Here is a 17362-nt window from a genome sequence, read left to right on the forward strand (position 1 = left end):
GCTTGCCCGCGAAGAGGCCCGTGCATTCACCACAAAATCTCAGACCGGCAAACTCGTCGTCGACTTGATCTCCGACAACGCCACAATCGAGTTCACCTCCTGAATCCCCGGCACCATCGACAGCTTCTCAAAGAAAAACCGCTCATACGCCTCGATGTCCGCCGTGACAATCCGCAACAAGAAATCCACCGACCCCATCAGCACATAACACTCCAGCACTTCGGGAAAACCGCGAATCGCCTCGGTGAACTCAGTGAAGTTCGAACGCCCGTGCGCGTTGAGTTTGACCTCGGCAAAGATCTGCGTGTTGAGCCCGATTTTCTTCCGGTCCAGCAGCGTCACTTGACCACGAATGATCCCCTCCTCCTTCATCCGCTGAATCCGCCGCCAGCACGGCGACTGCGAAAGCCCCACCTGCTCGGCGATCTGCGCGCTGGAGAGCGAAGCGTCCTCTTGCAGCAACGCGAGAATCTTGCGGTCGTAGCCATCCAGTTCGCTTTGCATAGAAAAACCTGTAATTGACGCCTTGTTGAATCGCACGATTCGATAAATCGTTAATTAGCCCCATCATAGATAAGAAATGCCCGGCATCGAATGTAAAAATTCCTCCAGTGATTTTGGAGACCGACCATGCCGCATCTTGAAGCCGTGAACACCTCGCCCACCCGCGCCGATGTCTGGAACGCCAGCAACACCCAGTGTCGTGTGCACTATCAACTGCTGGCCGAAGCCGAACCGGACCTGCTGTGTCGGGCGCTCAACCTGTTCGCACTGCAGTTCCTGACGCCGCAACAGGTCAACGTACAGCGCACGGAAGATCTGCTGGCGATCGACATCGTCATGGATGGACTGAGCTGGCACCGCGCTCAAGTGATCGCGGAAAAACTGCGTAACCTGATCAGCGTCTGCTCGGTAGACCTGCAAGCGTCTGATTCTGCGTGGGCTGAAGCCGCTCAGGCGACGGGCTGAAAAAACCCGATACGGATTCGTCGGGTAGTGGCCCAACGGTCGGTGGGTCCACGACTATCCTTTGCGAACTGTTGTTCACGAGGAGCCCGCATGTCCGTTCAACTTGCCCTTCAGGACCGCTGGCTGGATCTCAATGATTTGCTGCGCGAGTTGGTCGCCCAGGGCTTTATCAGCCAGGACTCGGCCGAGCACGCACTGAATGCCCGCCGCCGTCACGCCGCCAATGGCCAGATGCACCCGCTGGAGTTCATCGCCAGCCAACAGCTGGATGACCTCAGCCGTCCCGGTAAACACCTCGATCTGGAAAGCCTGACCCTGTGGCTGTCGCAGCAGGCCGGTCAGCCTTATCTGCGCATCGATCCGCTGAAAATCAATGTCGCGGCCGTTACGCCGTTGATGTCCTACGCCTTCGCCCAGCGCCACAAGATTCTCGCGGTGTCCATCGATCGCGACGCCGTGACCGTGGCCAGCGCCCAGCCTTACGTCAAAGGTTGGGAAGCCGACCTGACCCATGTGTTGAAGCTGCCGATCAAACGGGTGGTGGCCAACCCGGTGGACATCCAGCGCTTCAGCGTGGAGTTCTTTCGCCTGGCCAAATCGGTCAGCGGCGCAACCAACAACGATCATCAAACCAGTACCCTGGGCAATTTCGAACAACTGCTCAACCTCGGTGCCAGCGATCAGGAACCGGACGCCAACGACGCGCACATCGTCAATATTGTCGACTGGCTGTTCCAGTACGCTTTCCAGCAACGCGCCAGCGATATCCACATCGAGCCCCGACGCGAGCAAGGCACGGTGCGCTTTCGCATCGACGGCGTGTTGCACAACGTCTATCAATTCCCGCCGCAGGTGACCATGGCGATTGTCAGTCGCCTGAAGAGCCTGGGGCGGATGAACGTCGCGGAAAAACGCAAACCCCAGGACGGCCGGGTCAAAACCAAGCCCCCGGATGGCGGCGAAGTCGAACTGCGGCTGTCGACGTTACCGACGGCGTTCGGCGAAAAAATGGTCATGCGGATTTTCGACCCGGAAGTGCTGCTCAAGGATTTCGATCAGCTTGGGTTTTCCGCCGAAGACCTGCGCCGCTGGCAGGACATGACGAGCCAGCCCAACGGCATCATTCTGGTGACCGGCCCGACCGGTTCGGGCAAGACCACCACGCTCTACACCACCCTGAAAAAACTGGCGACGCCGGAGGTCAACCTCTGCACCATCGAAGACCCGATCGAGATGGTCGAGCCGGCCTTCAACCAGATGCAGGTCCAGCACAACATCGACCTGACCTTCGCCGCCGGTGTGCGCGCACTGATGCGGCAAGACCCGGACATCATCATGATCGGCGAGATCCGGGACCTGGAGACGGCCGAAATGGCGATTCAGGCCGCGCTCACCGGCCACTTGGTGCTATCGACGCTGCACACCAATGACGCGCCCAGCGCCATCAGCCGCCTGCTGGAACTCGGCGTGCCGCATTACCTAATCAAGGCCACAGTGCTCGGCGTCATGGCGCAGCGGCTGGTCCGTACGTTGTGCCCGCACTGCAAGGCCCCGCTGACCCTGAGTGAAGAAGACTGGCAAACCCTGACCAAACCCTGGCAAGCGCCATTGCCTGGCAATGCGCAACGCGCCATCGGTTGCCTGGAATGCCGCGACACCGGCTATCGCGGCCGCGCCGGGGTGTACGAAATCATGCAACTGACGGACGGCCTCAAAGCGCTGATCAACCCCGACACCGACTTGCTGGCGATACGGCGCCAGGCTTTCAAGGAAGGCATGCGCAGCTTGCGACTGTCGGGCGCACAGAAAGTCGCCGCAGGTTTGACGACGATCGAGGAGGTGCTGCGGGTGACACCGCAGAGTGAACAAAAGTAGCTGCGACCGTGATGGAACTCGGCAGGGTCATTGGCAATCCAACCCCGCGTAGTTAACCCAGTGGAGTCACCCATCATGCGTTTCAAACTTGCTGTTGCTACCCTCGCCGTGTTGTCCCTTCCAGTCGGTTCGGCGATGGCTGATGACAGCTTTTGGCGTAACGTCCTTACTTCCGGTGCCACCACCGGTTCGTCCTACCTGACCTCCAGGGATCAAAAGCTGATCGTCGCCGCCCAGGACGACGCCGGCAGCTTTGTCGCCAGTGACGGCGCTATTCGCGGCCCCTATCTGGAAGCCGCAATGCAGAAAGTACGCGCCGACAACCCGGGCCTGCAGGCCACGGATATGGAACTGGCGAATGCGATCCTGGCGAAGAATGCCGTCGCGTCGAAGTAAGATTTACGGCTGAACAAAAATGCCGCTCACATGAGCGGCATTTTTTGTGCCCAACACAAAACCCCTTGTAGGAGCGAGGCTTGCCCGCGAAGACGGCAGGATATTCAGCATTTATATCGACTGATACACCGCCTTCGCGGGCAAGCCTCGCTCCTACAGGGACATCGTTTCAGCGATAGTCGTCCACCGGGACACACGCGCAAAACAGGTTCCGGTCGCCGTAGACGTTATCGACACGATTCACCACCGGCCAATATTTATGCGCCTTGGTGTGCGCGTCCGGCGTGACGCCCTGTTCGATGGTGTAGGGCCGTTCCCAAACCCCAGTGATGTCGGCCAAGGTGTGCGGCGCCCGTTTCAGCGGATTGTCTTCCGCCGGCCAATTGCCGTTTTGCACTTCGGTGATTTCCGCACGGATACTCAGCATCGCCCCGATAAAGCGGTCCAGTTCCGCCTTCGATTCACTTTCGGTCGGCTCGACCATCAAGGTGCCCGGTACCGGAAAGGACATGGTCGGCGCGTGGAAGCCGTAGTCCATCAGGCGCTTGGCGACGTCCTCTTCGCTGATGCCGGTCAGCACTTTGAGCGGCCGCAGATCAAGGATGCATTCGTGGGCCACACGCTCGTTGCGCCCGGTGTAGAGCACCGGGAATGCACCCGACAAATGCTGCGCCAGGTAATTCGCTGCGAGGATCGCCACTTCGCTGGCGTCCGCCAGTTGCGGCCCCATCATCGCGATGTACATCCAGCTGATCGGCAGAATGCTCGCGCTGCCCCAGGGCGCTGCGCTGACTGCGCCGTTCTCCGGCAGCGGGCCGTCAATCGCCACTACCGGGTGGTTGGCCACGAACGGCGCCAGGTGCGCCCGCACGCCAATCGGCCCCATGCCGGGCCCGCCACCGCCGTGGGGAATGCAGAAGGTCTTGTGCAAATTCATATGGGAAACGTCGGCACCAATGTCCGCCGGCCGCGCCAACCCGACTTGCGCATTGAGGTTGGCGCCATCCATGTACACCTGACCGCCGTGACTGTGGATAACTTCACAGATCTCGCTGATGCCTTCTTCGTACACGCCGTGGGTCGAAGGATACGTCGCCATCAAGCAGGCGAGTTTGTCGCCCGCTTCGGCAGCCTTGCCTTTCAGATCTTCCAGATCGACGTTGCCCGCCTCGTCACATTCGACGATCACCACGCGCATTCCGGCCATCTGCGCTGAAGCGGGGTTTGTGCCGTGGGCCGAGGACGGGATCAGGCAGATATCCCGCCCGCCTTGATGCCGACTCTCGTGGTATTTGCGAATCGCCAGCAACCCCGCGTACTCGCCCTGGGCACCTGAGTTGGGCTGCATGCAGATCGCATCGAAACCGGTGATCGCGCAGAGCCAGCGCTCCAGTTCTTCGATCATCAGCGTATAACCGGCCGCCTGCTCTTTCGGCACAAAGGGGTGCAAGTTGGCGAATTGCGGCCAGGTGATGGGGATCATTTCGCTGGTGGCGTTGAGCTTCATGGTGCAAGAGCCGAGCGGAATCATCGATTGATTGAGCGCCAGGTCCTTGTTCTCCAATTGCTTGAGGTAACGCAGCATCTCGGTTTCGCTGTGATGGGCGCTGAACACCGGATGACGCAAGTAAGGCGAAGTGCGCAGCAGCCCGTCAGGAATGCCGGAAGGCAGAGTTTCAGCGTCCAGTTCGTCGACGTTGAGCCCGTGATCGGCTCCCAGGAAGACATCGAACAATTTCGCCACGGTACTTTCGTCAGAGGTTTCGTCGAGGCTGAGGCCCAATTGCCCGCGCCCCAGAATCCGCAGGTTGATCTGCGCGGCCTGCGCGCTTTCGATGATCGCGGTTTGAGTGCCACCGACCTCCAGCGTCAACGTGTCGAAGAAGTGTTTGTTCGGGCGGGTGATGCCACGGCGCTCCAGACCCGTGGCGAGGATGCAGGTCAGCCGGTGAACACGCTGGGCAATCTGCTTCAGCCCCTCCGGACCGTGGTAGACCGCATAGAAACTGGCGATATTGGCCAGCAGCACTTGGGCGGTGCAGATGTTCGAGTTGGCCTTCTCCCGGCGGATGTGTTGCTCGCGGGTTTGCAGGGCCATGCGCAACGCAATGTTGCCGCGCGCGTCTTTCGAGACGCCGATGATTCGCCCCGGAATCGCACGTTTGTATTCATCTCGACTGGCAAAAAACGCCGCGTGGGGGCCGCCGTAACCCATGGGCACGCCAAACCGCTGGGACGAGCCGAACACCACGTCGGCGCCCAATTCTCCCGGCGGCGTCAGCAACAGCAGGCTCAGCAGATCGGTGGCGACGCAGGCCAGGGCTTGCTGGGCGTGCAAGTGATCAATCCACGGACGCAGATCGCGAATCTCGCCGTGGGTGTCGGGATACTGCAACAGCGCGCCGAATACCTGGTGCTGCTTCAAGTTATCCACAGCGTCGATGATCAGCTCGAAACCGAAACCTGCGGCCCGGGTCTGCACCACGGAGATGGTCTGCGGATGACAGTTTTCATCGACGAAGAACAGATTGCTCCTGGACTTGGCGACACGCTTGGCCAGGGCCATGGCTTCCGCCGCCGCCGTGGCCTCGTCCAGCAGCGAGGCATTGGCCAGTTCCAGCCCCGTGAGGTCGATGGTCAATTGCTGGAAGTTCAGCAGCGCTTCGAGCCGACCTTGGGCAATCTCGGGTTGATACGGCGTGTAGGCGGTGTACCAACCGGGGTTTTCCAGGACATTGCGCAAAATGACGGTCGGCGTCAGCGTGCCGTGGTAGCCCATGCCGATCAGGCTGGTCCAGACCTGGTTCTGCTCGGCGTAGCCCCTCAGCTTGGCCAGCGCGGCCTGTTCGTCGAGGGCGGGTGGCAGGTCTAGCGCCCGGTTAAGGCGGATTCCCGGCGGCACCGTCTGCTCGATCAGCTCGACACGGCTACCAACGCCGAGGCTGTCGAGCATCGCCTGCTGCTCGGCGGCATCGGGCCCGAGGTGACGGCGGAGGAAGGCATTGGGGTCGCGTAACTGGCTCAAGGACGGCAACTGGGACATGACGGGCTCTCTCTTGACTGGCGCTCAACGTCGATGCAACACGGTCAAACCAGCATAGCTCCCCTGCGCGAGGCATGGCGTCTTTGGACGCGGCCCGTCCCTGATGCATATAAAACACGCCAGGACTTTGAGGCTCTTTCATTTCAGCGATATATACATCGCCGATAGTTATAAATAGTTATTCTTACTCGCCAAAAATAAAACTCTTCATAAGTTCCCGCGCAACGGCGCTTGCAAATAGGTGAAAAGCCAACACTTATTAAAACAGTCAAATTCTTAAAAAACCAATCGCGATAGATAGAATCAAACCATAGCCAATAGATCTATAGCACAATAATCCGCATGCTATGTTTGTTGAGGACTGGGCAACGGAACCAAAAAGCCACTACCCAGTTACAAACAACCCAAGCTACGCTTTATTCGAAATGGAGTTCAAAAATGAGCAGCCAACAAATAGTTGCATATATCGAAGAAGAGCAATTGAAGGCACAAAAAAATAACAACTACAGCTTCTATCTGGCAAAAAAAGTAAATAACAGCTTCACCGTGATCTGGCAGTCAAAAGGCCCTGTAGCTACCGTCAACAACCCTAGCTATCAATACAAAAATACGTTTGATTTAACGACTCCCTCATTCATGGTCAACTATACAAACGACCCCGTGACAACAGGCAATGTCACCTTCACATCCGGTGGGAAAAACCGGCCAATCAGCACAGGCCAATCGACCATACTGGATACAAACGGCACATTTTCGCCACCAAAAAATGACACCAAGCCATCGGATATTCTGATCGTCAACCAGTTACAAGCCAACCCACACGAAATATTGCTGGATGCCAAGGGCCAAAATATTTGGGTAAACCGTGAGAGTGGCATGAACATTGGTACCGCGACGTTAACACCAAAAAGTGAATACCAACTATGGTTCGGCAATCTACAAGAAACAGGCTCATTGATTGCTCAAAACCTGTCTTACTCGACTACCGTATCCGTGGTCGATGGACAAAGCGTGACCATTACCTATACCAATGCCGGTGTTTGGGTAGCAGGTGAACCCGCAGACCGCCTCAGCGACAAGGACGTCGCCGCACTGCATGCCAGGGTGGGGATCAAAGTAGCGGCATAGCATGGAGGGCAGATCGAGCATCGTTTGCACAATGGACCGAAAGCATATCGTCTAACCGTTGACCGTCTTCAACGTGCAAACCTGTTCAAAAAACCCTGTACATCCTGGATCTACAGGGTTTTTTATTGACTGTTCCAACGCTGTAGAAATGCAGGACAAAATGGAAAACCGCCATGAGCCAACAACAAATTATTGTTTATATCGAAGAGGCACAACTGATCGCTCAAAAAACCAATAACTACAGCCTTTACCTTGCAAAAATGGTAAACAACAGCTTTACCGCCATATGGTTCTCAAAGGCTGCAAAGGCCACAGTAACCCAGCCTAGTTATCAATACAAAAACATATTCGATATATCCAGCAATTCCTTCATGATCAACTTTACAAACACTCCATTTCAAGAGGGGGATATTACATTTACTTCAGGAGGTAAAAACCTCCCCATCAACATGGGACAAAAAACGACACTCAATGAATATGGCGTATTCAGCCCCGCCACAAATGGCGGTGTCTCTGGCGATGTTTTGATCAACAACCAATTACCGGGCAACCCTAGAGAAATATTGCTGGACTCCAAAGGTAACAATATTTGGGTGAACTGTTCAGGCGGCATGAGCATCGGTGCAACCACCATGACACCAAAAAACCAGTTCCAACTATGGTTCGGCACAGCCCAGGCGGTGGGGTCTTTAATCGCCGGAAATGTATCTAACTCTTACGTCGTCACGGTCAATGACGGAGAGACCAAAACAATCACTTACAACGACAGCGGTGTTTGGGTTCCGGGCGAACCGGCAACACATCTGACAGACGACCAGGTAACGGCGCTTCACGCCAGGGTAAACAAAGCGGTAGCAATGGCGGCATGACTGTTCAGCAAACCTTCACAGCAAGACCTCACCGCACGGCATTAAACAAAAACGCCGCGTTCTCCAGGAAAGGAAAACGCGGCGCTCTTGTAGCGGATCCGCTTTTGGCGATGTTTACTCGCCGATGGCGGCCTTGTAGCCAGCCGCATCAAGCAGTTTGTCCAGATCGGCGGTGTTGCTTGGCTTGAGCTTGAAGATCCAGGCACCGTACGGGTCGGAGTTGAGCAACTCAGGCGAACCGCTCAGGTCTTCATTGACCGCGATCACTTCACCGGCAATCGGTGAGTAGATGTCGGAGGCGGCTTTAACCGACTCCACAACACCCGCCTGATCTTCGGCTGCAAACACATTACCGACTTCAGTCAGCTCAACGAACACCACATCGCCCAAGGCTTCCTGAGCGTGATCGCTGATGCCCACAGTGACGGTGCCATCGGCTTCCAGACGGGCCCATTCGTGACTTTCGGCAAAACGCAGGTCGGCAGGGATATCGCTCATGTTCTGTGTCCTCAAGAAAATTGTCAGCGGTCGTTGCCCGCCAGAAAAGGTTAAATCAAGGTTTTGCCATGGCGTACGAAGGTCGGTTTGACCACTCGGACCGGGTACCACTTGCCACGGATTTCCACTTCTGCGCGGTCGGCAGTCGCCATTGGCACGCGCGCCAGTGCAATCGACTTGCTAAGCGTAGGAGAGAAACTACCACTGGTGATCTCTCCTTCGCCAACATTGGCGATGCGGACCACTTGATGAGCGCGCAAAACCCCACGTTCCTCAAGGACCAGCCCCACCAGTTTGTGCTGTACGCCGCCTGCCCGTTCAGCTTCCAGAGCGACGCGGCCGATGAACTGGCGAGAGGCCGGCTCCCAGGCAATGCTCCAGGCCATGTTCGAGGCCAGCGGCGAAACATCTTGATGAATGTCCTGACCGTACAGGTTCATGCCGGCTTCGACACGCAGCGTATCCCGTGCGCCAAGGCCAATCGGCGAGATGCCTGCACCCACCAGATCGTTGAAGAAACCCGGTGCCTGACTGGCCGGCAAAATGATTTCCAGACCGTCTTCGCCGGTGTAGCCGGTGCGCGCGATGAACCAGTCACCGTCAGGCTGACCTTCGAACGGCTTGAGCAACTGGATCAGGTTGCCGCGAGACTGGGTGACCAGTTCGGAGATTTTGTGTCGGGCATGTGGGCCTTGAATGGCCAGCATCGCCAGCTCGGAGCGCTCGTTGAGCTGCACATCGAAGCCGTCGAGGTGCGCCTGCATCCACGCCAGGTCCTGATCGCGGGTGGAGGCATTGACCACCAGGCGATAACCGTCGTCGAGACGATAGACGATCATGTCGTCGACGATGCCGCCACGTTCATTGAGCATGGTGCTGTACAAGGCACGGCCGGGGCTGTGCAGGCGTTCGACGTCGTTGGCCAGCAAATGCTGGAGCCAGGCCTTGGCCTGCCCGCCGCTGACATCGATCACGGTCATGTGGGATACATCGAAAACCCCGCAATCGCGGCGCACCTGATGGTGTTCCTCGACCTGCGAGCCGTAATGCAGAGGCATATCCCAACCGCCAAAATCGACCATCTTCGCGCCGAGGGCGAGATGAAGGTCATACAGAGGCGTACGCTGTCCCATGGGTTTCTCCTTCCGGGCGTGGCGAAGGTGCGGGCCGATGCTGCACGGAGTGAACGCCTTGAAATAGAAGGCTTTCAGCCGATATCAGCAACCGGGTCTGTAGGACGGACCGCACCGAATGCCGCGCATTGTAGCCTCAAGGTGTAGGACTGACACCTAGGTGTTTCGATGCGCTGAACGTCGAATCAATCCGATGACCGGTAACAGCCCGACCAAAACCAGGGTCAACGCCGGCAATGACGCCCTCGCCCACTCGCCCTCGCTGGTCATTTCGAAGATGCGCACGGCCAGCGTATCCCAGCCAAACGGCCGCATCAGCAGGGTCGCGGGCATTTCCTTGAGTACGTCGACGAACACCAGCAACGCAGCGCTCAATGTGCCGGGCAGCAATAACGGCAGATACACTTTGAAAAACAGTCGCGGACCACCGACTCCAAGGCTACGTGCCGCTTCGGGCAAAGATGGCCGTATTCGCGCCAGGCTGTTTTCCAGCGGCCCGTAAGCCACCGCGATGAATCGCACCAGATAGGCCAGCAGCAAGGCCGACAGGCTACCCAACAACAACGGCTTGCCGGCACCACCCAACCATCCCGACAGCGGAATCACCAGTTCGCGATCCAGATAACTGAACGCCAACATGATCGACACCGCCAACACCGACCCCGGCAACGCATAGCCGAGATTGGCCAGGCTGACACCGGAGCGGATCGCCCGGGTCGGCGCCAGGCGCCGAGCAAATGCCAGCACCAGCGCAACGCTGACAGTAATCAGCGCCGCCATGCCGCCCAGATACAAGGTGTGGACGATCAGGCCGGTGTAACGCTCATCCAGGTCGAAACGCCCGCGCTGCCAGAACCACACAACCAATTGCAGCACCGGGATCACGAAGGCGCAGGCAAACACCAGACCGCACCAGCTCATCGCTGCCAGCGCTTTGAAGCCGCGCAGGTGATACAGCGCTTTGACCCGCGGTCGTTCATTGCTTGCGCGGTTGGCCCCGCGCGCGCGGCGCTCGCCGTACAGCACGACCATCACCACCAACAGCAACAGGCTGGCCAGTTGTGCGGCAGTCGAAAGGCTGAAGAAGCCGTACCAGGTTTTGTAGATCGCTGTCGTGAACGTGTCGAAGTTGAACACCGACACCGCACCGAAATCCGCCAGGGTTTCCATCAGCGCCAACGCCACGCCCGCACCGATGGCCGGGCGTGCCATCGGCAGCGCGACGCGCCAGAACGCCTGCCACGGCGATTGCCCCAGGACTCGCGCCGCTTCCATCAGGCCTTTGCCTTGAGCGAGAAACGCCGTGCGCGCCAGCAGGTAAACGTAGGGATAGAAGACCAGTACCAGAACAAGGATGACGCCGCCGGTCGAGCGGACTCGCGGCAGTCGCAGGCCCGTGCCGAACCATTCGCGCATCAACGTTTGAACGGGACCGGCAAAATCCAGCAATCCGACGAAGACGAACGCCAACACGTAGGCGGGAATCGCGAACGGCAGCATCAACGCCCAATCCAGCCAGCGCCGACCTGGGAATTCGCAGAGGCTGGTGAGCCAGGCGAGGCTGACACCCAGCAGCGTTACGCCGGCACCGACGCCAAGCACCAGGGTCAGCGTGTTGCCCAGCAGCCGCGGCATCTGCGTGTCCCAAAGGTGGGACCAGATTTGATGATCGATGGTTTGCCAGGAGAGCAACAGAACGCTGAGGGGCAGCAAGACCAGCGCAGCGATGGCGAAGACCAGGGGATACCAGCGGCGTTGGGCGGGGTGGGCCAAGGACAAACTCTCAAGCGGATGGACGATATACAGAGGCCATTGTAGGAGCGAGCCTGCTCGCGATGAACGTCACGACACCGCGGACCGTCAGGCACCCCGCGTTATCGTTAACATTCATCGCGAGCAGGCTCGCTCCTACAGGGTCAGCGGTGTCTGCACACAGGCGGGGCGCAGTATATCGACAGACTCAGTTCCAGCCAGCCCGATCCATCATGCGAATCGCTTCAGCCTGACGTTTGCCAGCGACTTCCACCGGCAAGGTATCGGCGACGAACTTGCCCCAAGCGGCGACTTCCGCGGACGGCGCCACCGTAGGGTTGGCCGGGAATTCCTGGTTCACATCAGCGAAGATCTTCTGCGCCTCAGGCGTGGTCATCCACTCCACCAGCGCCTTGGCCGCTTCCGGGTGCGGCGCGTGCTTGGTCAGGCCAATGCCGGAAAGATTGACGTGTACGCCTCGATCAGCCTGATTCGGCCAGAACAGCTTCACCGCCAGATCAGGCTTCTGCTTGTGCAGACGGCCGTAGTAGTAAGTGTTGACGATGCCGACGTCGCACTGGCCGGCGTTGATTGCTTCCAATACCGCGACATCATCGGAGAACACGTCGGTGGACAGGTTGTTGACCCAGCCTTTGAGGATCTTCTCGGTTTTCTCGGCGCCATTCACTTCGATCATGGTGGCGGTCAGTGACTGGTTGTAGACCTTCTTCGCCGTACGCAGGCACAGGCGGCCTTCCCAGTTTTTGTCGGCCAGACCTTCGTAAGTGGTCAACTCGCCCGGTTTCACCCGGTCGGTGGAGTACGCGATGGTCCGCGCCCGCAGGCTCAGGCCGGTCCAGGCATGAGAAGCCGCACGGTATTGCGGCGGGATGTTGGCGTCGATGGTTTTCGAAGTGAAAGGTTGCAGGATGCCCATCTGCTCGGCTTGCCACAGGTTGCCGGCATCGACGGTCAGCAGCAGGTCGGCGGTGGCGTTCTCGCCCTCGGCCTTGATGCGCTGCATCAGCGGCGCTTCCTTGTCGGTGATGAACTTCACCTGCACGCCGGTTTTCGCGGTGTAGGCGTCGAACACCGGCTTGATCAGCTCGTCGATACGCGAGGAGTAAACCACCACCTCGTCAGCGGCCTGGGCGACGGTGCTGCCGATCAGGGTCAGGGCGAGTGCTGTCAGTAGACGCTTCGGTGCCAACATGGGAGCGATCTCTCAATTCGAAAAGTGAGGGCAAATGATAAGGACTCACATTTACCATCTCAATCGATCAGTTTGCGGAGGAGTTACCAGATGTTGCGTGGTTTGAAATGTGTGGTGGATGTGCCGACGCCTTCGCGGGCAAGCCTCGCTCCTACAGGTTTCGAGTTGATCGCGACATTGGCGTACAACACAAGACCTGTAGGAGCGAGGCTTGCCCGCGAAGAGGCCATCAACCCCGCCGAAGATGTCAGGCCTTGGCCAGAGCCGGCAGATCCCCGGTCAACCCCAACGCCTCACGCACAAACAACGCCTTGGCCTCCGGCATCTGCTCGACGATCTTCAACCCGGTATTCCGCAACCAGCGCACCGGCAGCGGATCCGCCTGAAACAAGCGTTCGAAGCCTTCCATCGCTGCCATCAACGCCAGGTTATGCGGCATGCGCCGACGCTCATAACGGCTCAGCACTTTCGCGTCCGCCAACCGCTCGCCCCGTTCGGCCGCTTGCAGCAGCACTTCAGCCAGGACCGCGGCATCCAGGAAACCGAGGTTCACCCCCTGCCCGGCCAACGGGTGAATGGTGTGCGCCGCGTCGCCGATCAGCGCCAGGCCTTCGGCCACATACCGCTTGGCATGACGCTGGCGCAGCGGCACGCAAAGACGTGGGTCGGCGCTCAGCACCGTGCCGAGCCGGCCTTCAAAGGCGCGTTCCAGTTCGAGGCAAAACGCTGTGTCGTCCAGCGCCATCAGCCGTTCGGCTTCGCTCGGCGTGGTCGACCAGACAATCGAACACCAATCCTGCTGACCGTCGCGCTCCAGCGGCAGAAACGCCAAGGGACCGTTGTCCGTGAAGCGCTGCCAGGCCGTCATTTGATGAGGCCTGGTGCTGCGCACACTGGTCACGATCGCATGGTGCAGATAATCCCACTCGCGCGTGGCCACCCCGGCCAGACGCCGAACCGCCGAGTTGGCGCCATCCGCCGCAATCACCAGAGGCGCACGCAAGGTGCGGCCATCGGCGAGCGTCAGCAGCCAGTCATCGCCAGAGCGGCGCATCTGCTCCAGGCGCGCATTGGCCAGCATCCCGAGGTCGCAGTCGTGCAAACGGTCGAGCAAGGCGTCCTGAACCACGCGGTTCTCGACGATGTGCCCAAGCACCTCGGCATGCACGCTGGCGGCGGAAAAGTGGATCTGCCCGGTGCCGCTGCCGTCCCAGACATGCATGTCGGTGTACGGGCTGCTGCGCCGGCTGGCGATGCCATCCCACACGCCGAGGCGTTCAAGAATCCGCTGGCTGGCCGCCGATAACGCGCTCACGCGCGGTTCGAACGGCGCTTGCCCGTCGAAGGGTTTGACGCTCATCGGGCTGCCGTCCAGCAGCAGGACTTCCAGCCCGCTGTCCTGTAACGCCAGCGCCAGGGCGCTGCCGACCATTCCGGCTCCGACAATCAGCAGATCTGCGCGCATGTCCATGCTTTAAGCCTGTCTCGCTTGCGGCTTGAGCCGCACGTAAAGGGTTTTCTGGACCCGCGCCACCAAGGTGCCGGCGCCGTCGTGGATATCGACCTGCAATTGCGGCAGGTATTTTTCGCCGTTCGCCGTTTGCCGGCGGACTTCGTCGAGCAAGGTCTCGTCGACCCTGAAGTTGGCGAACACCGGGCCTTTGCCCGGCGAGATGAAATCGATGTCTGCCGTTTTGTCCCAGACGATGTAATTGCGTCCGAGGTTTTCCATCAGCATCAGCATGTAGAACGGATCGACCATCGAATACAGGCTGCCACCGAACTGCGTGCCGACGTAATTGCGGTTGTACCTGCCCAGGCCCATGGACACCGTGATGTCCCGAAAGTCATCGCTGATGTGCCGCACGCGAACCCCGGCGCCCAGGTACGGCGGGTAGAAGGTCATGAACCAACGCATCAACCGCGCTTTGCCGAACCTGCTCGTCAGCCACTTACGCATCGGGACGCGTACCCAGGCCCATGGCCTGTCGGGCGAACCAGCGCTTGGCCGGCGGCAGCAGATCGAGGCCGAGCAGGCCGATGTTACGGCCCAGCGAAACCAGCGGTTGAGTGCTGCCGAACAACCGCGTGACCTGATCGGAGAAGCCCACGGTCAGGTTCTGATCCATCCGCTGGCGTTCGCGGTAAGCCTGCAAGGTCGCGAAATCGCCGAGCGAGGTCTCGCTCGCCAGCAGCGCGTCCGCCAACGCTTGCGCATCACGCAGCGACAGGTTGAAACCCTGGCCGGCAATGGGGTGCAGACTGTGGGCGGCGTTGCCGAGGATCGCCAGATGCGGACGCACCTGCTCTTCGGCTTCGATCAGCGTCAACGGATAAAGATGCCGTGCGCCGACCTGTTTCAACGTGCCGAGGCGGTAACCGAACACGCCCTGCAATTCGCTGAGGAAACTGCGTTCATCCAGGGCCGCAAGCCGTTGCGCGTCCATGCCCAGACGGGTCCAGACCAATGCGCAACGATTTTCCGGCAACGGCAACAACGCCATCGGACCGTCGTCGGTGAAACGCTCGAACGCCATGCCGTTGTGCGCTTCGCTCGGGGTGATGTTGGCGATCAGCGCGCTCTGGTTGTACGGGCGCTTTTTGATGCCGATCCCCAGTTGCTCGCGCAGACCGGAACGGCCGCCATCAGCGAGCACTGCGAGATCGCACTCCAGCATTGTTTCGTCGCTGAGGGTCAGGCGATAGCCGTCGGTCAGCGGTTCCATGCGCGTGACTTCCGCCGGGCAGCGCCAGGTGACCACGTCCTTGTCCAGACCTTGCCAGAGGCATTGGCCGAGCCAGGCGTTTTCCACTACATAACCCAGCGCCGGCACGCCCTCTTCCATCGCCGACAAGCGCGCGGTGGAGAAACGGCCACGGTCGGAAACGTGAATCTGCTTGATCGGCTCGGCACGGCGGGAGATTTCCTGCCACACGCCCAACCGTTGATAAATCTGTTTGGCACCGTAGGACAACGCCGAAGAACGGGCGTCGTAGCTCGGTTGGTAGGTGTGGCCGGGGGCAAACGGTTCGATCAGCACGATCTTCCAGCCGCGCGCCTTGGCTCCGGCCTGCAAGGCCAACGCCAGGCTGGCACCGACCAGGCCGCCACCGATAATTGCCAGATTGACTCGACTCATGCTGCTTTTGTCCGCGCTTGCGCCATCAAGGCTTCAATCTCGACGACCGTTTTCGGTACGCCATTGGTCAGGATTTCACAGCCGGTTTTGGTGACCACAACGTCATCCTCGATGCGCACGCCAATGCCGCGCCATTTCTTCGCTACGTTCTGGTTGTCCGGGGCGATGTAGATCCCCGGTTCCACGGTCAGCGCCATGCCGACTTCCAGCACGCGCCATTCGCCGCCGACCTTGTACTCGCCGACGTCATGCACATCCATGCCCAGCCAGTGACCGGCGCGGTGCATGTAAAACGCTTTATAGGCTTCGCTGGCGATCAGTTCGTCGACGTTGCCCTGCAACAGGCCCAACTTCACAAGACCGGTGGTAATCACCCGGACCGTGGCTTCGTGCGCCTGATTCCAGTGTTTGTTCGGGGCGATTTCGGCAAAGGCTGCTTCTTGTGAAGCCAGCACCAACTCGTAGATCGCCTTCTGTTCCGCTGAATACTTGCCGTTGACCGGCCAGGTGCGCGTGATGTCGCTGGCGTAGCAGTCGATCTCGCAACCGGCGTCGATCAGTACCAGATCGCCGTCCTTGAGCACCGCGTCATTCTGCTGGTAATGCAGGATGCAGCTGTTGCGCCCCGCCGCGACGATCGAACCATACGCCGGCATCTTCGCCCCGCCCTTGCGGAACTCGTAATCAAGCTCGGCTTCAAGGCTGTACTCATGCAACCCGGCCCGGCTGGCCTGCATCGCACGAATATGCGCCTGAGCGGAAATCCGCGCGGCTTCGCGCATCACCTTCACTTCTGCCGCCGATTTATACAGGCGCATGTCGTGCAGCAGATGATCCAGCGCAACGTATTCGTTCGGCGGCTGCGCACCGAGGTGCGCCTTGGAGCGGATCACGTTGATCCATTCCATCAGGTGGCGATCGAATTCCGGGTTGCTGCCCATGGCCGAATACACCCGGTCGCGCCCTTCGATCAGGCCCGGCAGGATGTCGTCGATGTCAGTGATGGGGAAAGCGTCGTCGGCACCGAAGTCGCGGATCGCGCCTTCCTGACCGGCACGCAGACCGTCCCAGAGTTCTCGCTCGGCGTTGCGTTCACGGCAAAACAGCAGGTATTCGCCATGCTCACGACCCGGCATCAGCACGATAACGGCTTGAGGCTCGGGGAAACCGCTGAGGTACTGGAAGTCGCTGTCCTGGCGGTAAACATGCTCGACGTCGCGGTTGCGGATGGCGACCGCGGCGGCGGGCAGAATCGCGATGCTGTTGGGTTCCATCTGCGCCATCAAGGCCTTGCGGCGACGGCTGTATTCCGATTTCGGGATATGAATCATGGGCAGATGGCTTTT

The 17362-nt window shown here is 59.4% G+C and carries 15 protein-coding genes; 5 read left to right on the plus strand and 10 right to left on the minus strand.

Features of this window, described 5'->3' with window-relative positions; translation table 11 throughout:
- Positions 1 to 39: 39 nt before the first annotated feature.
- The gene (locus PMI32_RS27820) at positions 40 to 504 is read right to left on the minus strand and encodes an Lrp/AsnC family transcriptional regulator (RefSeq protein ID WP_008024235.1); all 465 of its coding nucleotides are present in this window, start codon (positions 502 to 504) and stop codon (positions 40 to 42) included.
- Positions 505 to 630: 126 nt separating this feature from the next.
- On the opposite strand from PMI32_RS27820, the gene PMI32_RS27815 reads away from it, so the two are divergent.
- The 3 genes from PMI32_RS27815 (at position 631) to PMI32_RS27805 (ending at position 3240) form a co-directional block, all read left to right on the plus strand.
- Positions 631 to 969: an ACT-like domain-containing protein gene (locus PMI32_RS27815; RefSeq protein ID WP_008024236.1), complete on the plus strand. Its 339-nt coding sequence runs from the start codon at positions 631 to 633 to the stop codon at positions 967 to 969.
- A gap of 90 nt (positions 970 to 1059) precedes the next feature.
- Entirely contained in the window at positions 1060 to 2844 is a 1785-nt protein-coding gene (gene tfpB, locus PMI32_RS27810; protein WP_008024237.1) for a type IV pilus assembly ATPase TfpB, read from the plus strand.
- A gap of 75 nt (positions 2845 to 2919) precedes the next feature.
- Complete coding sequence (locus tag PMI32_RS27805; protein ID WP_008024239.1) at positions 2920 to 3240, plus strand: DUF2388 domain-containing protein; 321 nt, start codon at positions 2920 to 2922, stop codon at positions 3238 to 3240.
- A gap of 169 nt (positions 3241 to 3409) precedes the next feature.
- On the opposite strand, the gene gcvP is transcribed toward PMI32_RS27805, so the two are convergent.
- Positions 3410 to 6283: an aminomethyl-transferring glycine dehydrogenase gene (gene gcvP, locus PMI32_RS27800; protein ID WP_008024241.1), complete on the minus strand. Its 2874-nt coding sequence runs from the start codon at positions 6281 to 6283 to the stop codon at positions 3410 to 3412.
- 438 nt (positions 6284 to 6721) lie between these two features.
- On the opposite strand from gcvP, the gene PMI32_RS27795 reads away from it, so the two are divergent.
- Positions 6722 to 7411 (plus strand): hypothetical protein, encoded by a 690-nt coding sequence (locus PMI32_RS27795; RefSeq protein ID WP_008024242.1) that lies wholly within the window; start codon positions 6722 to 6724, stop codon positions 7409 to 7411.
- A 173-nt stretch (positions 7412 to 7584) separates the two neighbouring features.
- On the plus strand, positions 7585 to 8280 hold the full coding sequence (locus PMI32_RS27790; RefSeq protein ID WP_008024243.1) for a hypothetical protein: 696 nt from the start codon (positions 7585 to 7587) through the stop codon (positions 8278 to 8280).
- A 114-nt stretch (positions 8281 to 8394) separates the two neighbouring features.
- Here PMI32_RS27790 and gcvH read toward each other — a convergent pair whose 3' ends face one another.
- The 8 genes from gcvH to pepP all read right to left on the minus strand — a co-directional run bounded on the left by gcvH (position 8395) and on the right by pepP (position 17347).
- Positions 8395 to 8778 carry a glycine cleavage system protein GcvH gene (gene gcvH / locus PMI32_RS27785; protein ID WP_008024245.1) on the minus strand — a complete coding sequence of 128 codons (384 nt, stop codon included), beginning with the start codon at positions 8776 to 8778 and terminating at the stop codon, positions 8395 to 8397.
- A 50-nt stretch (positions 8779 to 8828) separates the two neighbouring features.
- Entirely contained in the window at positions 8829 to 9911 is a 1083-nt protein-coding gene (gene gcvT, locus PMI32_RS27780; protein ID WP_008024247.1) for a glycine cleavage system aminomethyltransferase GcvT, read from the minus strand.
- A 156-nt stretch (positions 9912 to 10067) separates the two neighbouring features.
- On the minus strand, positions 10068 to 11684 hold the full coding sequence (locus PMI32_RS27775) for an ABC transporter permease (RefSeq protein WP_008024249.1): 1617 nt from the start codon (positions 11682 to 11684) through the stop codon (positions 10068 to 10070).
- A 187-nt stretch (positions 11685 to 11871) separates the two neighbouring features.
- Positions 11872 to 12876 carry an extracellular solute-binding protein gene (locus tag PMI32_RS27770; RefSeq protein ID WP_008024251.1) on the minus strand — a complete coding sequence of 335 codons (1005 nt, stop codon included), beginning with the start codon at positions 12874 to 12876 and terminating at the stop codon, positions 11872 to 11874.
- 247 nt (positions 12877 to 13123) lie between these two features.
- Positions 13124 to 14341 carry a 2-octaprenyl-3-methyl-6-methoxy-1,4-benzoquinol hydroxylase gene (locus PMI32_RS27765; RefSeq protein ID WP_177318868.1) on the minus strand — a complete coding sequence of 406 codons (1218 nt, stop codon included), beginning with the start codon at positions 14339 to 14341 and terminating at the stop codon, positions 13124 to 13126.
- A 9-nt stretch (positions 14342 to 14350) separates the two neighbouring features.
- Positions 14351 to 14836: a DUF4442 domain-containing protein gene (locus PMI32_RS27760; protein ID WP_008024257.1), complete on the minus strand. Its 486-nt coding sequence runs from the start codon at positions 14834 to 14836 to the stop codon at positions 14351 to 14353.
- Positions 14829 to 16016: a 2-octaprenyl-6-methoxyphenyl hydroxylase gene (gene ubiH / locus PMI32_RS27755; RefSeq protein ID WP_008024259.1), complete on the minus strand. Its 1188-nt coding sequence runs from the start codon at positions 16014 to 16016 to the stop codon at positions 14829 to 14831. The genes PMI32_RS27760 and ubiH overlap by 8 nt, the downstream gene beginning before the upstream one ends.
- Positions 16013 to 17347, minus strand: coding sequence for a Xaa-Pro aminopeptidase (gene pepP / locus PMI32_RS27750; RefSeq protein WP_008024261.1), 1335 nt, complete (start codon positions 17345 to 17347; stop codon positions 16013 to 16015). Before pepP ends, ubiH begins: the two co-directional genes overlap by 4 nt.
- Positions 17348 to 17362 lie beyond the last annotated feature (15 nt).

The sequence above is a fragment of the Pseudomonas sp. GM60 genome, assembly GCF_000282415.1.
Taxonomy (GTDB): Bacteria; Pseudomonadota; Gammaproteobacteria; order Pseudomonadales; family Pseudomonadaceae; genus Aquipseudomonas; species Aquipseudomonas migulae.

What these genes read in the sequence shown, in the direction of transcription:
- PMI32_RS27790 (WP_008024243.1), top strand. Translation starts at nt 7,585, where the DNA reads ATGAGCCAACAACAAATTATTGTTTATATCGAAGAGGCACAACTGATC.
- ubiH (WP_008024259.1), bottom strand. Translation starts at nt 16,016, where the DNA reads ATGAGTCGAGTCAATCTGGCAATTATCGGTGGCGGCCTGGTCGGTGCC.
- PMI32_RS27820 (WP_008024235.1), bottom strand. Translation starts at nt 504, where the DNA reads ATGCAAAGCGAACTGGATGGCTACGACCGCAAGATTCTCGCGTTGCTG.
- PMI32_RS27795 (WP_008024242.1), top strand. Translation starts at nt 6,722, where the DNA reads ATGAGCAGCCAACAAATAGTTGCATATATCGAAGAAGAGCAATTGAAG.
- PMI32_RS27765 (WP_177318868.1), bottom strand. Translation starts at nt 14,341, where the DNA reads ATGCGCGCAGATCTGCTGATTGTCGGAGCCGGAATGGTCGGCAGCGCC.
- gcvH (WP_008024245.1), bottom strand. Translation starts at nt 8,778, where the DNA reads ATGAGCGATATCCCTGCCGACCTGCGTTTTGCCGAAAGTCACGAATGG.
- pepP (WP_008024261.1), bottom strand. Translation starts at nt 17,347, where the DNA reads ATGATTCATATCCCGAAATCGGAATACAGCCGTCGCCGCAAGGCCTTG.
- PMI32_RS27805 (WP_008024239.1), top strand. Translation starts at nt 2,920, where the DNA reads ATGCGTTTCAAACTTGCTGTTGCTACCCTCGCCGTGTTGTCCCTTCCA.
- PMI32_RS27760 (WP_008024257.1), bottom strand. Translation starts at nt 14,836, where the DNA reads ATGCGTAAGTGGCTGACGAGCAGGTTCGGCAAAGCGCGGTTGATGCGT.
- PMI32_RS27770 (WP_008024251.1), bottom strand. Translation starts at nt 12,876, where the DNA reads ATGTTGGCACCGAAGCGTCTACTGACAGCACTCGCCCTGACCCTGATC.
- gcvP (WP_008024241.1), bottom strand. Translation starts at nt 6,283, where the DNA reads ATGTCCCAGTTGCCGTCCTTGAGCCAGTTACGCGACCCCAATGCCTTC.
- PMI32_RS27815 (WP_008024236.1), top strand. Translation starts at nt 631, where the DNA reads ATGCCGCATCTTGAAGCCGTGAACACCTCGCCCACCCGCGCCGATGTC.
- tfpB (WP_008024237.1), top strand. Translation starts at nt 1,060, where the DNA reads ATGTCCGTTCAACTTGCCCTTCAGGACCGCTGGCTGGATCTCAATGAT.
- gcvT (WP_008024247.1), bottom strand. Translation starts at nt 9,911, where the DNA reads ATGGGACAGCGTACGCCTCTGTATGACCTTCATCTCGCCCTCGGCGCG.